The organism is Serratia sp. CY38905, assembly GCF_052168875.1.
GTDB lineage: Bacteria > Pseudomonadota > Gammaproteobacteria > Enterobacterales > Enterobacteriaceae > Serratia > Serratia sarumanii.
This window is the reverse complement of the sequence record NZ_JBJNLV010000023.1, coordinates 12,137-25,900: the sequence shown is the minus strand read 5'-3', so window position 1 is coordinate 25,900 and position 13,764 is coordinate 12,137. Positions and strand designations below refer to the sequence as shown.

Below are 13,764 nucleotides of genomic sequence, written 5' to 3'. Positions count from 1 at the left end.
TGAATTTTACTTCAGTTAGTCACTCTTCAAGACTTGATATTTTTTTGCATCCGAAGATGCTGGATATCGTCTTGTGGAGTGCCCACACAGATTGTCTGATAAATTGTTAAAGAGCAGTGAGTTAGGCGCTTTCGCTTGCTAACTCGAGGTGGCGTATATTACGCTTTCCTCTTTCAGAGTCAACCCTAATTTTCAGGATTTTTTCTCTTTCTTCCCGGCCGCTGTGTGAAGTGAATCACTTGCGCCGTGTCGATGGAGGCGCATTATAGGGATCCGAGTTTTTTGCACAACCCCTTTTTTGATCTTTTCTTTCTGTTTGCACACTTTTCAGCCCTTCCGTGTGGATCTTGTGCGATCAGGGCCATTTTCAGCAGGATCCGGCGCTGCCGTTGGTTGTAATTCCATCGCCAGGGTCTAGTATTGCCGGTAAATATGATCCCGACGTGAGGCAGCACTATGTCCGATGCAGTACGTTCTTATCTTCAATACACCCCTAAACTCGGTCAGCGCGTCTTGATCGATCCTTCCAGCGTCGTGATCGGCGATGTCGATCTGGCGGATGACGTCAGTATCTGGCCGCTGGTCGCTATCCGCGGTGACGTCAATGCGGTAAAGATCGGCGCGCGCAGCAATATTCAGGACGGCAGCGTACTGCATGTGACTCACCGTTCCGAACACAACCCCGACGGTTATCCCCTGCTGATTGGGGAAGACGTGACCGTGGGCCATAAAGCGATGCTGCACGGCTGCGCCATCGGCAACCGGGTGCTGGTCGGTATGGGATCGATCCTGTTGGACGGTGTAGTAGTAGAAGACGACGTAATGATTGGCGCCGGCAGTTTGGTGGCGCCGGGCAAACGGCTGGCCAGCGGCTATCTCTATATGGGGAGCCCGGCACGCCAGGTTCGGCCGTTGACCGCCGCCGAGTTGGAAGGATTGCTTTATTCTTCTAACAACTATGTGCGTTGGAAAGATGAATATCTGTCGGAAGACATCTGACGGCCACCCCGTTCCCTATATAGAGAACGGGGTGGGAATTATGCCGCCAGTTCGCTGCGCAGCTGGCGCAATACCGGCTCGATCTCTGGCATCACTCCGTGCCAAAGCAGGAAAGCATGCGCCGCCTGCCCCACCAGCATGCCCAGCCCATCGGCATATTCCGTTGCCCCTTGCTGCTGCGCCCAGGCCAGGAACGGTGTGACGCCCTGCTGATAGAACATGTCATAGCAACGGGTTTGCGCGTTCACCACACCTGCGGGCAACGCCGGGATCTCCCCGCTGATGCCGGACGCCGTCGCGTTGATCACCAGATCGAACGCTTGCTGATTCAGTTGATCCATCGGCGCCGCCGAGATCTCTCCCAGATGCCGGAAAGCGTCGGCCAACTCCTCGGCGCGGCTGAAGGTGCGGTTGGTGATCGTGAGCCGGCAGCCGAAAGACAGCAGCGGCAGGATCACGCCGCGCGCCGCGCCGCCGGCCCCCACCAGCAAGATGCGATCCTGCGGCCGAATCAATTGCTGACGCTGCAGATCGGTCAGCAAACCGATGCCGTCGGTGTTGTCCCCCAGCAGACCGCCATTCGCCAATACCTTCAGGGTATTGACCGCGCCGGCCATCGCTGCGCGCTCGCTCAGCTCGGAAGCGGCCTCATAAGCGCGCTCTTTGAAAGGCACCGTGACGTTCGCCCCCAGCCCTCCGGCGTGGATAAACGCCTGCAGGCTGGTTTCAAAACCGTCCAACGGCGCCAACACCGCTCCATAAGGATGCTCAATGCCAGTCTGGGCAGCGAACAGCGCATGAATTCGCGGCGACTTGCTGTGACCAATAGGGTTGCCAAATACCGCAAACTTCTCCATGCCCATTACCTCTAGCCCTGACGGATCTGTTCGCCGGTCAGAGCATCTCTGATTTCGGAAGGGTTAAGACGGCCGCCGACCTTGCCGGCCAATACCGGGAAAGCCTCGCCGAATTGCCGCGCGACTTCATCCGCACTGCGGCACGGCTCCTGCCCACTGAGATTGGCACTGGTCGATACCAGTGGCTTGCCGTACTGCCGGCACAGTTGCTGCACCAACGGGTGATCGCTAACGCGCACCGCCAGCGAGCTGAAACGCCCGGTCAACAAGCGCGGCGTCTCCAGCCGGGCAGGCAACACCCAGGTTACCGGCCCAGGCCAGCTGGCGAACATCGTCACGCGCTGCTGTTCGCTGAGCGCGCTGTCGTCGATATAGGGCTTAAGCTGCGTATAGTCGGCGGCGATCAGAATCAGCCCCTTTTCCCACGGCCGCTGTTTCAATGCCAGCAAAGCATTGACCGCCTGTTCGCTGTCGGGATCGCACCCCAGGCCGAATACCGCTTCGGTGGGATAGGCAATCACCTGCTGTTGATGCAAAGCATCGATGATAGATAAAAGGTTCGGGCTTAATTCTGAGTTCATGATGTGATTATTCTGTAGTCGCCACGGGTTTTCCGCACAGCTTGCTGGCACAGCACAGGACGGGGCCTTTTGCCGTACGTTTTTCCATCAGCAGCGGGTAATGGCAATAGGCGCATTCACCGGCGACGGGTTTAACATTGAGGGCGAATTGGCATTCCGGATAACGATCGCAGGAATGAAAAACCTTGCCGTAGCGCGATTTACGCTGCAACAGCTTGCCCTGACCGCACTGCGGACAGGTAATGGCGGTTTCATCAGGCTTATCGATCACTTCAGTGTGATCGCACTGCGGATAATCGCTGCAACCGATAAACATGCCATAGCGCCCCTGGCGCAGCACCAACGTCGCCTGACACTTCGGGCACTGCTGCCCATCCAGCACCTTGACGACATGCCCGTCGGCCTGCGCTTTCAGCGGCCGAATATATTGGCATTCAGGGTACTGGGAACAGCCGAGGAAGGGGCCGTGGCGACCGCTACGGATCACCAGCTCGGCCCCGCATTCCGGACAGGGTTCATTTTGCCTGGCGGCAAAAATCGCGTTTTTTGTCATAACGTCTTCTATGCGCGTTATCGGCTCAATGCAGATAACCTTCGTTCACTTCAAACAACAGTTCTTCCATTTGCTGATAGGCGCTTTCATATCCGGGAATATTAAACAGCACCATCAACACGACCCATTTCAGATCTTCGAGATCGAATTCCGCATTATCCAAAGCCATAACACGGTCGATAACCATTTCACGGGTTTCGAGGTTCAATACCTGAATCTGTTCCAGGAACAGGAGAAAACCACGGCAGCCGGCGTCCAAACGCGCGCTTTCCTCTTCGGTGTAGATCCGCATTGCCAGCGGATCGGCATCCATAAAGTAAGGCGCATTTTGACCTTCTTGCAGGTCAGCCAGCTTCTCAAGCCAATTCAACGCGTTGTAGATATCATCCCGATGAAACCCCGCCTGGGCGAGATCATCGGTCAGTTGATCCTGATCGACGCGCATCTCTGGTTCATTGTGGATATAAGTTTCAAACAAGTACATGAGTACGTCGAACATGGCTTGCCCTCCTTATTCGGACATAGCCGCCGGGTACAGCTGCGATCCACCCTGCTAACTCCAGTTCGAGTAACTTGATTACCACCACTGGCACAGGTTGGCCGGCACGTTCAGCGACGACGTCAACAGGTGTCACCTCATCTCCTACGTTAGCCAACACATCGGCAAATGGCAATTCAACTTCAGCCTGCGACGCACAAATAGTTGTATTTTCGTTCAGTGGCAGCCATTGAAGGCCGCTTCCCAGCAATTCTGCGATATCTTTCGGCCCGGTAACCAGATGCGCGCCCTGCTGAATTAGCCAGTGCGTGCCTTCGCTCATCGGGTTCCCTAACGGCCCCGGCAAGGCGAATACCTCACGCCCCTGCTCCAGCGCATAGCGGGCCGTCACCAGGGTACCGCTGCGCAACGAGGCTTCTATGACCAGAACGCCCTGGCTCAGCCCGCTGATAATGCGGTTGCGGCGCGGAAAATGGTCGGCAAGAGGCAAATCGGTGACCAAATGATCCGAAATCACCGCGCCGCCCTGCTCGACAATCTGCTCCGCGAGCCTGCGGTGCCGGCGTGGATAAACATTAGCCAACCCGCTGCCCAATACCGCTACCGTGCAACCGCCGGCCGCCAGCGCTGCGCGATGGCAAATGCCGTCGATGCCGATCGCCAAACCGCTGGTGATGGTGAAACCGCAACGCGCCAATTCCGCGGCGAAATGATTGGCCCAACGCTCGCCGTAGTGGCTGAACTGCCGGCTGCCAACCATGGCGAGCTGCGGACGCAGCAACGCTTGAGGATCGCCCTCGATCAGCAAAAACAGCGGCGCATCGTCGATCTGGGCCAGGCGTTCCGGATAGCCGGCCGCCCCATAGTTCAGCATACGGTGCGCCGGCAGTTCCAGCCAACGCAGGCTGGCCGCCAGATAAGCGGGATCCGCTTGGTTGAACTGCGCCCGCTGCCGCTCGTTCAACCCCAGTTCACGCAACGCGCTGCGAGGCTCGCGCCCCATTTGCGATAGCTGCCGCACGATCCGGCTGGCCACGACGGTCTGCAGCCCCGTTACCCCTCGCATCCGTAAAGCGATCTCTTCCGGCCGCATCGTCTGTTCCCTCAGCAAAAACGGTGGTATTACCAATCTGAGCAATTGGTGCGCAATGCTGTCAATCAGGCCGGGAAATGTCTAGAATAGAGGTTAAACCTCGTTCATTACTCGGATACAGATCTAAAGATATATGTCAGTCTTGCAGGTATTACATTTCCCAGACGAGCGTCTGCGCAAAATCGCAGCGCCGGTAAAAGAAGTCAATGCAGATATCCAGCGCATCGTGGATGATATGTTTGAAACCATGTACGCAGAGGAAGGCATTGGCCTGGCTGCGACTCAGGTGGATATCCATCAGCGCATTATCGTGATCGACGTCTCCGAGAATCGCGATCAGCGCCTGGTGCTGATCAACCCGGAGCTGCTGGAAAAGAGCGGCGAAACCGGCATCGAGGAAGGCTGTCTTTCCATTCCCGAGCAGCGTGCGTTGGTACCACGTGCCGCGCAGGTGAAGATCCGCGCGCTGGATCGCGAAGGCAAACCTTTCGAACTGGAAGCAGACGATCTGCTGGCGATCTGCATCCAGCACGAGATGGATCACCTGATGGGTAAACTGTTCGTCGATTACCTGTCGCCGCTCAAGCGTCAGCGCATTCGTCAGAAACTGGAAAAAATGGCCAAGCTTCAAGCCCGCGCCTAACCGATCAGGAAATCAACGTGTCTGACTCTTTACGGATTATTTTCGCCGGAACACCAGACTTCGCAGCGCGTCATCTTGACGCGCTGTTGTCATCTGAGCACCAGATTGTCGGCGTTTTTACCCAGCCCGACCGCCCGGCAGGCCGCGGCAACAAGCTGACGCCAAGCCCGGTAAAAGTGCTGGCTGAGCAACACCAACTGCCGGTATTTCAGCCCAAATCGCTGCGCCCCGAAGAGAACCAGCGCCTGGTGGCCGATCTTAACGCCGACGTGATGGTGGTGGTTGCCTACGGGCTGATCCTGCCGCAGGCGGTGCTGGATATGCCGCGTCTCGGTTGCATCAACGTACATGGCTCACTGCTGCCTCGCTGGCGCGGTGCGGCGCCGATCCAGCGCTCGCTCTGGGCCGGCGACAGCGAAACCGGCGTGACCATCATGCAGATGGACGTCGGTCTCGATACCGGCGACATGATGCACAAGATTGCCTGCCCGATTGAGAACAGCGATACCAGCGCCAGTCTCTACGACAAGCTGGCGCAGCTCGGCCCGCAGGGCATGCTGACGACGCTGCGCCAAATGGCCGACGGCAGCGCCACCCGCGAAGTGCAGGACGAAGCGCTGGTGACCTACGCCGAGAAACTGAGCAAAGAAGAAGCTCGCCTGGACTGGACGCTGTCCGCCGAACAACTGGAGCGCTGCATCCGCGCCTTCAACCCTTGGCCGATCAGCTACTTCACCATCGACGAGCAACCGGTGAAAGTCTGGCAAGCCAGCGTACTGGCGCAAAGCGCCAATGCGGAGCCGGGCACCGTTGTCCATGCCGACAAGCACGGCATTCAGGTGGCGACCGCCGACGGCATCCTCAATCTGATCCAACTGCAGCCCGCCGGCAAGAAACCAATGTCGGCGCAGGACCTGTTAAATTCACGCCGTGAATGGTTTACCCCGGGTAACCGGCTGTAAGTCACCCCACTGCCCGGCCGTTCATCGCCGGGCCGTTATTTTCTTAATGCCGATCGTTATCAGCTTCAGCCTATGAAAAATAATTACAATCTCCGCAGCATCGCTGCCAAAGCCATCGGCCAGGTGCTGGATCAAGGGCAGTCGCTCAGCACTGTCCTGCCAACACTCCAAACCGCCATCAGCGATAAGGACCGCGGGTTGCTGCAGGAACTGTGCTTCGGCACGTTGCGCGTGCTGCCGCAGCTCGAATGGTGCATTCAACAATTGATGGCCAAGCCGCTGACCGGCAAACAGCGTACGCTGCACTATCTGCTGATGGTCGGCCTGTATCAGCTGCTGTATACCCGTATCCCGCCGCACGCCGTATTGGCCGAAACCGTGGAAGGCGCGGTGGCGCTGAAACGCCCACAGTTGAAAGGCCTGATTAACGGCGTCTTGCGGCAATTCCAGCGCCAGCAGGAAGAGCTGCTGCAGCGCGCCGCCAACAATGACAGCCGCTATCTGCACCCGAGCTGGTTGCTGAAACGCATTCAACAAGCCTATCCCGCCAACTGGGAACAGATCGTCGACGCCAATAACCAGAAGCCACCAATGTGGCTGCGCGTCAACCGCCTGCATCACACCCGCGAAGCTTATCTGCAGTTGTTGACCGACGCAGGCATCGCCGCGGAGCCTCATTCAGACTATGCCGACGCGGTGCGTTTGCTGGCGCCTTGCGCCGTGACCGATCTGCCTGGGTTCGCCGACGGCTGGGTCACCGTGCAAGATGCCTCAGCCCAGGGCTGTGTCGATCTATTGGATCCGCAAGACGGTGAACAGATCCTCGATTTGTGCGCCGCGCCTGGCGGCAAAACCACGCATATTCTGGAAGCGGCGCCGAAAGCGCACGTCATGGCGATCGATATCGACGAACAGCGCCTGGCACGGGTGAAGGAAAACCTGCAGCGCCTGCGTTTGCACGCAGAGGTTAAGCTGGGCGATGGCCGCACCCCGCAGCAATGGTGCGGTGACAAGCTGTTCGACCGGATCCTGCTGGACGCGCCTTGTTCCGCCACCGGCGTGATCCGCCGTCACCCCGACATCAAATGGCTGCGCCGCGATCGCGACATCGCCGAACTCGCCGCGCTGCAGGCCGACATCCTGGAAGCCGTCTGGCCCCATCTGAAATCGGGCGGCGTGATGGTTTACGCTACCTGCTCTATCCTGCCAGATGAAAACAGCAGCCAGATCGCCGCGTTCTTGCAGCGCCACGCCGATGCCAAGCTGGTTGAAACCGGCGATGCGCAGCGGCCGGGGCGGCAGAATATCCCGCATCCCGAGGACGGCGATGGCTTCTTTTACGCTAAGCTGATTAAAATGTAATGCTTCGGGGCGTGCGTGCGCGCCCTAAGTCTTTCAGTGTGAAGCAGAGAACACGATGAAAATAATTATTCTTGGTGCCGGTCAGGTTGGCGGGACGCTGGCGGAAAACCTGGTGGGTGAAAACAACGATATCACCGTCGTCGATACCGATTCCGGCCGGCTGCGTCAGCTGCAGGATAAATTCGATCTGCGGGTGGTTCAGGGACACGGCTCTCACCCTCGGGTGCTGCGCGAAGCCGGCGCGGAAGACGCTGACATGCTGGTCGCCGTCACCAACTCCGACGAAACCAACATGGTTGCCTGCCAGATCGCCTATTCTCTGTTCAATACCCCCAACCGCATCGCCCGTATCCGCGCGCCGGAATATATCCGCGAGTCGGAGAAACTGTTCCTGCCGGAAGCGGTGCCGATCGACCATCTGATTTCACCGGAGCAGCTGGTCATCGACTATATCTACAAGCTGATTGAATACCCGGGCGCGCTGCAGGTGGTCAACTTCGCCGAAGGCAAGGTCAGCATCGCTGCGGTTAAAGCCTATTACGGCGGCCCGCTGGTCGGCAATGCGCTCTCTTCGATGCGCGAACACATGCCGCATATCGACACCCGCGTCGCCGCTATTTTCCGCCAGGACAGACCAATACGTCCGCAAGGCTCGACCATTATCGAAGCCGGTGATGAAGTCTTCTTCGTCGCCGCATCACAGCACATCCGCGCGGTGATGAGCGAACTGCAGCGGCTGGAAAAACCCTATAAGCGCATCATGATCGTCGGCGGCGGCAACGTCGGCGCCGGCCTGGCCGCCAAGCTGGAAAAAGACTACAACGTCAAACTGATCGAGCGGAACCAGCAACGCGCCGCCGAACTGGCCGAGCAGCTGCACGATACCATCGTGTTCTACGGCGATGCCTCCGACCAGGAGCTGCTGGCCGAAGAGCACGTCGAACAGGTGGATGTCTTCATCGCCATCACCAACGACGATGAGGCCAACATCATGTCCGCCATGCTGGCCAAGCGCATGGGCGCCAAGAAGGTGATGGTCTTGATCCAGCGCCGCGCCTATGTCGATCTGGTGCAGGGCAGCGTGATCGATATCGCCATTTCGCCGCAGCAGGCGACCATCTCCGCCCTGTTGGGGCACGTGCGCAAAGCGGATATCGTCAGCGTCTCGTCGCTGCGCCGCGGCGTGGCGGAAGCGATCGAAGCGATTGCCCACGGCGATGAAAGCACGTCCAAAGTGGTCGGCCGCATCGTCGAAGACATCAAGCTGCCACCGGGTACCACCATCGGCGCGATCGTACGTGGCGACGACGTGATCATCGCCAACGGCAACAGCAAAATCGAACAGGGCGATCACGTCATCATGTTTATTACCGACAAGAAATTCGTGCCGGACGTTGAACGCTTGTTCCAACCGAGCCCGTTCTTCTTGTAGAACGAATTTATTAGGCGGTGGTCTATAATCGCGTAGTTGTTCTCTGCCTTGGGAGGAGATAAAACTTCTCTCCTTTTGTGGCAAAGGGAAATTGCTTTGTTAAACTTGAGTTATTAATTCTGCAAGGGGTGCGTTCTATGAGTATGTTGAAAGAGTTTCGCGAATTTGCCATGCGTGGCAACGTGGTCGATCTGGCCGTCGGTGTGATTATCGGTGCCGCATTCGGCAAGATTGTTTCGTCCTTCGTGGCCGATATCATCATGCCACCACTGGGGTTACTGATCGGCGGCGTCGACTTTAAACAATTCCATCTGGTATTACGTGAAGCTCAGGGCGCCGTACCGGCGGTGGTAATGAACTACGGTTCATTCATTCAAACCGTATTCGACTTCGTGATTGTCGCCTTCGCCATCTTCCTGGCAATTAAATTGATGAACAAAATGCGCCGCAAGCAGGAAGAAGCGCCGGCAGCGCCGCCAGCACCTACCGCAGAAGAGAAACTGCTGACGGAAATCCGTGACCTGCTGAGCCAGCAACAGCAGCCAAAACTGTAAAACAGCGTTTGGTTATGCCAATAAAAAGCCACCTGACGAAGGTGGCTTTTTAATGCCTTAAAACCAGAAGGCCAGTGGTAAATTATCGCTTGATAGTTTACCACTGGCCTCCCAGTTACCGCCTTTGTTGTGTTTTTCTTTACGCCGATAGCTGCCTTTGCCTTTCACATTCTTTTCCACTCGTTGACGGAATAGCGGATCATGCAGCAGCGCCTCAATGGCGTTATCTTGAATCTGACCTTTAGTGTGACGATATTTCGTCATGATAATGCTCCTGTAAAAGGTGTGGTGATAAAACGGGGCGATAATACTGCCGGCGGTATAAAAATTAAAGTGCCGTCAGCAACCTTTTTTGCCTTTTTCGTCGCTGGCGCCCTGTTCCAAGGCTTCCAGAATAGAACAATAATTGCTGGTATGGGCAGTACCGCAGCAGGCATCACTCAGCCGCTTCAGCGATTCGCGCATGCGAGTCAACTCCGCCAACTTGCTTTCCACTTCGCTCAGGCGCGCATCGACGATCGACTTCGACTCCTGGCAGGTATGATGCTCAGGATCGACGCGGATCGACAGCAGCTCGGCGATCGTTTCCAGAGTAAATCCCAGCTGCTTGGCATAGCGAATGAAGCGCAGCCGCTGCAGATCCTGCTCGGTGTAGAGCCGATAACCGCCTTCGGTGCGGACATTGTGATCCATCATGCCCTGCTTTTCATAGTAACGCACGGTATCCGGCGTCACTTCGGCAAGCTTGGCCAACTGACCTATCCTGAACATTACTTCTCCTCCCGGGTGAATTTGCCGTCCAATGCACGCTGATATTCACTATGCAAGAAATCCGTACTCATCCCAGCCTGACGCAACCGATGCTCCAGCAGCGCCATGCGTTTGCTGAGTTCGACATAGTCCGGATGCTCACTGTTAATCCCTTGCAGCAAACGAGCAACGGTCAACGCCTCTTTGCGATCTTCCAGCGCCGGCGGCAGGTAACCGGCATTTTTCAGCAAACGGTAACCGGCGCGCAGTTCAGCCGGCACCGCGCTGTCATCTTCCAGCGCCAACGGTTGACCCTGGCCGGGCAGATTGTCAAACTCGCCTTTATCCTGGGCATCAAGGATATGGCGTTCCGCCCATTGATCGAGCAGCCCCATGAAAGACAGCCTCGGTTAGCCTAATGATTAAGCCTTAGCATAGCGGATAGGGGCGGGGATCTTAAGCGCAGCGGGGGAATTACGCACATTTGGCTGGGTTTGGACGTAAAAAAACCGGGCAAGCCCGGTTTTTTTACGCGTCTACAGATTACTCTGCAGTTGCTACTTCTGCTTGAGACTCAGCACGATCAACCAGCTCGATGTATGCCATCGGCGCGTTGTCGCCTGCGCGGAAGCCACACTTCAGAATGCGAGTGTAACCACCGGCACGGCTCGCGAAACGCGGGCCCAGCTCGTTAAACAGTTTTGCCACGATCTCGTTATCACGAGTACGGGCGAATGCCAGACGACGATTAGCTACGCTGTCGGTCTTGGCAAGAGTAATCAGCGGCTCAACAACGCGACGCAGCTCTTTTGCTTTTGGCAGGGTCGTCTTGATGATCTCATGACGAACCAAAGAGCCGGCCATGTTACGGAACATAGCCTGGCGATGGCTGCTGTTACGGTTCAGTTGACGACCACTCTTACGATGGCGCATGACCTTATCCTTCTCAGTAAAACCTTAACCTGTGATCCGGTTACTCGTCAGCAATGCTTGCCGGCGGCCAGTTTTCCAGGCGCATGCCCAGAGACAGACCACGTGAGGCCAGCACGTCTTTAATCTCGGTAAGAGATTTTTTACCCAGGTTTGGCGTTTTCAGCAACTCAACCTCGGTACGCTGTACCAGATCACCGATGTAGTGGATAGCTTCTGCCTTGAGGCAGTTAGCAGAGCGGACAGTCAATTCCAGATCGTCAACAGGGCGCAGCAAGATCGGATCGAATTCCGGTTTCTCTTCTTTAACTTCCGGCTGACGTACATCACGCAGGTCAACGAAAGCTTCAAGTTGTTCAGCCAGAATGGTGGCCGCACGGCGGATCGCCTCTTCAGGATCGATCGTGCCATTGGTCTCCATCTCGATGACCAGCTTATCCAAGTCAGTACGCTGTTCTACACGCGCAGCTTCAACATTGTAGGCGATACGCTCTACAGGGCTGTAGCAGGCGTCAACCAACAGACGACCGATTGGGCGCTCATCTTCTTCCGAATGAATTCGGGCAGAAGCCGGCACATAACCGCGACCGCGCTGAACTTTGATACGCATGCTGATAGCCGCGTTCTCATCAGTCAGGTGGCAGATCACGTGCTGAGGCTTGACGATTTCGACATCACCATCATGGGTGATGTCGGCAGCGGTCACAGGGCCAATGCCAGATTTATTCAGGGTAAGAATAACTTCGTCTTTGCCTTGAACTCTCACCGCCAGCCCTTTCAGGTTGAGCAGGATCTCCAGGATATCTTCCTGTACGCCTTCTTTGGTGCTGTACTCATGCAGTACACCATCAATCTCAACCTCGGTCACCGCGCAACCCGGCATAGATGAAAGCAGAATACGGCGCAGTGCGTTGCCAAGAGTATGGCCAAAGCCACGCTCTAAAGGCTCAAGGGTCACCTTGGCGTGCGTCGAACTGACTTGCTCGATATCTACCAGGCGCGGTTTTAGAAACTCTGTCACAGAACCCTGCATTGTGTCCTCTCTTTGGTACTAAGCTTTACTTGGAGTAAAGCTCGACGATCAGGTGTTCGTTAATGTCCGCAGACAGATCGGTACGTTCAGGCATACGCTTGAACACGCCTTCCATCTTAGCAGCATCAACTTCCAGCCAAGTCGGCTTTTCACGCTGCTCAGCCAGCTCCAGAGAAGCTTTAACACGAGACTGCTTTTTAGCTTTCTCGCGGATGCTGACTACGTCATTCGGAGATACCTGATAAGAAGCGATGTTAACAACGCGACCGTTTACCATAACTGCTTTGTGGCTAACCAGCTGACGTGACTCTGCACGAGTAGCGCCGAAGCCCATACGGTAAACAACGTTGTCCAGACGACCTTCCAGCAGCTGCAACAGGTTTTCACCGGTGTTGCCCTTCAGGCGGGTTGCTTCTTTGTAATAGTTACGGAATTGACGCTCCAGAATGCCGTACATACGGCGAACTTTCTGCTTCTCACGCAACTGAACACCGTAATCAGACAGACGCGGTTTACGCGCACCGTGCTGACCAGGTGCTTGTTCAATTTTACACTTGGAATCGATCGCGCGAACGCCAGACTTAAGGAACAGGTCTGTGCCCTCACGACGGCTCAGCTTGAGCTTAGGACCCAAATATCTTGCCATTTTCTTTCTCCAACAATCCTAAAAGCTGCGTTACACGCGGCGCTTTTTCGGCGGACGACAACCGTTATGAGGGATCGGAGTCACATCAGTAATGTTAGTGATGCGGAAACCAGCCGCGTTCAGAGCGCGGATAGTAGACTCACGACCAGGACCAGGTCCTTTAACCATAACTTCCAGGTTCTTGATACCGTATTCTTTTACTGCGTCAGCACAACGTTCTGCTGCAACCTGTGCTGCGAACGGAGTGGACTTACGAGAACCACGGAAACCGGAACCACCGGCTGTTGCCCAACCCAAAGCATTACCCTGACGATCAGTGATGGTAACGATGGTGTTGTTGAAAGAAGCATGGATATGAGCCACGCCGTCAGAGACTTGCTTTCTTACACGCTTACGTGTACGAACAGGTGCCTTTGCCATTATTCAATAACCCCGATTATTTCTTGATCGGCTTGCGCGGACCCTTACGGGTACGAGCGTTGGTCTTGGTGCGCTGACCGCGTACCGGCAGACCACGACGATGACGCAAACCACGATAGCAACCAAGGTCCATAAGACGCTTGATGCTCAGGGTAATTTCACGACGCAAATCACCCTCAACGGTGTATTTGGCAACTGCATCACGAAGCTTTTCGATTTGCTCTTCAGACAGCTCACTGATCTTAACATTTTCAGCAATACCCGTGGATGCACAGATAGCCTGTGAACGGGTTTTACCGATACCGAAGATCGACGTTAAGGCGATAACGGTATGTTTATGATCAGGAATGTTAATGCCTGCTATACGGGCCACTATGCACTCCTACTATTTTATACAGCAACACCATTCTGAAAAGCCCGTTTTCAGGATACTCAAATAGTGTTGCAGTG

Annotated in this window: 19 protein-coding genes; 6 read left to right on the top strand and 13 right to left on the bottom strand. The window is 55.9% G+C overall.

Going from position 1 to position 13,764, the window contains the following annotated elements; genetic code table 11:
• The first annotated feature begins 456 nt into the window (after nt 1-456).
• Nucleotides 457-999: a gamma carbonic anhydrase family protein gene (locus tag ACJ8MK_RS24890; protein ID WP_004929699.1), complete on the top strand. Its 543-nt coding sequence runs from the start codon at nt 457-459 to the stop codon at nt 997-999.
• A gap of 38 nt (nt 1,000-1,037) precedes the next feature.
• Here ACJ8MK_RS24890 and aroE read toward each other — a convergent pair whose 3' ends face one another.
• Genes aroE through dprA form a run of 5 tightly spaced genes read right to left on the bottom strand, consistent with a single transcriptional unit; the run spans nt 1,038 to nt 4,582 of the window.
• Nucleotides 1,038-1,856, bottom strand: coding sequence for a shikimate dehydrogenase (aroE, locus tag ACJ8MK_RS24885; protein WP_442518114.1), 819 nt, complete (start codon nt 1,854-1,856; stop codon nt 1,038-1,040).
• Between the two features lie 11 nt (nt 1,857-1,867).
• Entirely contained in the window at nt 1,868-2,437 is a 570-nt protein-coding gene (gene tsaC / locus ACJ8MK_RS24880; RefSeq protein WP_442518113.1) for an L-threonylcarbamoyladenylate synthase type 1 TsaC, read from the bottom strand.
• 7 nt (nt 2,438-2,444) lie between these two features.
• Entirely contained in the window at nt 2,445-2,990 is a 546-nt protein-coding gene (locus ACJ8MK_RS24875; RefSeq protein WP_004929705.1) for a DNA topoisomerase family protein, read from the bottom strand.
• A gap of 25 nt (nt 2,991-3,015) precedes the next feature.
• The gene (gene smg / locus ACJ8MK_RS24870) at nt 3,016-3,489 is read right to left on the bottom strand and encodes a DUF494 family protein Smg (RefSeq protein WP_033650013.1); all 474 of its coding nucleotides are present in this window, start codon (nt 3,487-3,489) and stop codon (nt 3,016-3,018) included.
• Nucleotides 3,461-4,582, bottom strand: a complete 1,122-nt coding sequence (gene dprA / locus ACJ8MK_RS24865; RefSeq protein WP_033636243.1) for a DNA-protecting protein DprA — start codon at nt 4,580-4,582, stop codon at nt 3,461-3,463. Before dprA ends, smg begins: the two co-directional genes overlap by 29 nt.
• A 133-nt stretch (nt 4,583-4,715) precedes the next feature.
• On the opposite strand from dprA, the gene def reads away from it, so the two are divergent.
• From def to mscL, 5 genes are all read left to right on the top strand, one after another.
• A complete protein-coding gene (gene def, locus ACJ8MK_RS24860) occupies nt 4,716-5,225 on the top strand; it encodes a peptide deformylase (RefSeq protein WP_033636244.1) in 510 nt (169 codons plus the stop codon).
• Between the two features lie 17 nt (nt 5,226-5,242).
• Complete coding sequence (gene fmt, locus ACJ8MK_RS24855; RefSeq protein WP_442518112.1) at nt 5,243-6,187, top strand: methionyl-tRNA formyltransferase; 945 nt, start codon at nt 5,243-5,245, stop codon at nt 6,185-6,187.
• Between the two features lie 72 nt (nt 6,188-6,259).
• Complete coding sequence (gene rsmB, locus ACJ8MK_RS24850; protein ID WP_442518111.1) at nt 6,260-7,549, top strand: 16S rRNA (cytosine(967)-C(5))-methyltransferase RsmB; 1,290 nt, start codon at nt 6,260-6,262, stop codon at nt 7,547-7,549.
• Nucleotides 7,550-7,604: 55 nt separating this feature from the next.
• Nucleotides 7,605-8,981, top strand: coding sequence for a Trk system potassium transporter TrkA (gene trkA, locus ACJ8MK_RS24845; RefSeq protein ID WP_033636248.1), 1,377 nt, complete (start codon nt 7,605-7,607; stop codon nt 8,979-8,981).
• Nucleotides 8,982-9,118: 137 nt separating this feature from the next.
• Nucleotides 9,119-9,535 carry a large-conductance mechanosensitive channel protein MscL gene (gene mscL / locus ACJ8MK_RS24840; protein WP_025304493.1) on the top strand — a complete coding sequence of 139 codons (417 nt, stop codon included), beginning with the start codon at nt 9,119-9,121 and terminating at the stop codon, nt 9,533-9,535.
• Nucleotides 9,536-9,592: 57 nt separating this feature from the next.
• On the opposite strand, the gene ACJ8MK_RS24835 is transcribed toward mscL, so the two are convergent.
• From ACJ8MK_RS24835 to rpsM, 8 genes are all read right to left on the bottom strand, one after another.
• The gene (locus ACJ8MK_RS24835) at nt 9,593-9,799 is read right to left on the bottom strand and encodes an alternative ribosome-rescue factor A (protein ID WP_033639242.1); all 207 of its coding nucleotides are present in this window, start codon (nt 9,797-9,799) and stop codon (nt 9,593-9,595) included.
• Nucleotides 9,800-9,874: 75 nt separating this feature from the next.
• Complete coding sequence (zntR, locus tag ACJ8MK_RS24830; protein ID WP_442518110.1) at nt 9,875-10,306, bottom strand: Zn(2+)-responsive transcriptional regulator; 432 nt, start codon at nt 10,304-10,306, stop codon at nt 9,875-9,877.
• Complete coding sequence (locus ACJ8MK_RS24825; protein WP_103830371.1) at nt 10,306-10,680, bottom strand: DUF1992 domain-containing protein; 375 nt, start codon at nt 10,678-10,680, stop codon at nt 10,306-10,308. Before ACJ8MK_RS24825 ends, zntR begins: the two co-directional genes overlap by 1 nt.
• A 148-nt stretch (nt 10,681-10,828) precedes the next feature.
• The gene (gene rplQ / locus ACJ8MK_RS24820) at nt 10,829-11,218 is read right to left on the bottom strand and encodes a 50S ribosomal protein L17 (protein WP_004929726.1); all 390 of its coding nucleotides are present in this window, start codon (nt 11,216-11,218) and stop codon (nt 10,829-10,831) included.
• A gap of 40 nt (nt 11,219-11,258) precedes the next feature.
• Nucleotides 11,259-12,248 carry a DNA-directed RNA polymerase subunit alpha gene (locus tag ACJ8MK_RS24815; protein ID WP_002919219.1) on the bottom strand — a complete coding sequence of 330 codons (990 nt, stop codon included), beginning with the start codon at nt 12,246-12,248 and terminating at the stop codon, nt 11,259-11,261.
• A 25-nt stretch (nt 12,249-12,273) separates the two neighbouring features.
• Nucleotides 12,274-12,894, bottom strand: coding sequence for a 30S ribosomal protein S4 (gene rpsD, locus ACJ8MK_RS24810; RefSeq protein ID WP_004929729.1), 621 nt, complete (start codon nt 12,892-12,894; stop codon nt 12,274-12,276).
• Nucleotides 12,895-12,924: 30 nt separating this feature from the next.
• Nucleotides 12,925-13,314 carry a 30S ribosomal protein S11 gene (rpsK, locus tag ACJ8MK_RS24805; RefSeq protein ID WP_004929731.1) on the bottom strand — a complete coding sequence of 130 codons (390 nt, stop codon included), beginning with the start codon at nt 13,312-13,314 and terminating at the stop codon, nt 12,925-12,927.
• Between the two features lie 16 nt (nt 13,315-13,330).
• Nucleotides 13,331-13,687 carry a 30S ribosomal protein S13 gene (gene rpsM, locus ACJ8MK_RS24800; RefSeq protein ID WP_004929734.1) on the bottom strand — a complete coding sequence of 119 codons (357 nt, stop codon included), beginning with the start codon at nt 13,685-13,687 and terminating at the stop codon, nt 13,331-13,333.
• Between the last annotated feature and the right edge of the window lie 77 nt (nt 13,688-13,764).